This is a genomic window from Tenacibaculum sp. L6 (genome assembly GCF_028823685.1).
Classification (GTDB): domain Bacteria; phylum Bacteroidota; class Bacteroidia; order Flavobacteriales; family Flavobacteriaceae; genus Polaribacter.
In genome coordinates this window covers 1-501 of sequence record NZ_JAPEHZ010000196.1, presented here as the reverse complement: position 1 = coordinate 501, position 501 = coordinate 1, and the positions used below count along the sequence as shown (strand labels likewise).

At 38.5% G+C, this 501-nt stretch carries 1 protein-coding gene; it reads right to left on the bottom strand.

Features of this window, described 5'->3' with window-relative positions; translation table 11 throughout:
* Window positions 1-160: 160 nt before the first annotated feature.
* On the bottom strand, window positions 161-501 hold a 341-nt coding region (locus tag OU788_RS12690), incomplete at its 5' end, for a TonB-dependent receptor (protein WP_274635492.1).

Here is a 501-nt window from a genome sequence, read left to right as displayed (position 1 = left end):
TTTGGTTTAAAAAAGTATAAAATTTACTTGTTTTTTACCTCAGTTCTTTGTTAGCCACTGGCTTTTTTCTTTCTGCGTTGGAAAAGCCATACTCTTTTGCAATTTTTGGCTTGTGTGTCGGCTGAAGCGAATTGCAAATGTGTATGGCTTTAGCGTTGGCTTATTCACTCGGAATTCTAAACCGAACTCCTACATACAATTCTCTCCCGCGAGTTGGTCCCCAAACTGAACTTGTGTCAAAAAACTGACCGAATGGGTCTTGCCAACCTATAATCGGTCGTTCTTGCCTAAAGTCAAAAATGTTTTCGCAACCTGCATACAATTCAAACTTTTTCAGGTTGTATGTAAATTGAGCATTTACAAGCACATAATTTTCTGAAAAGTCAGGTCGTTGAAATTCTGGTGGATTGCTCTGCGTATTTGGCAATCGTTGTTGACCGTACCAATGGATATTCATATCTACGTGATACTTTTTGGATAATGGTTTGTAGCCTAAAGTCG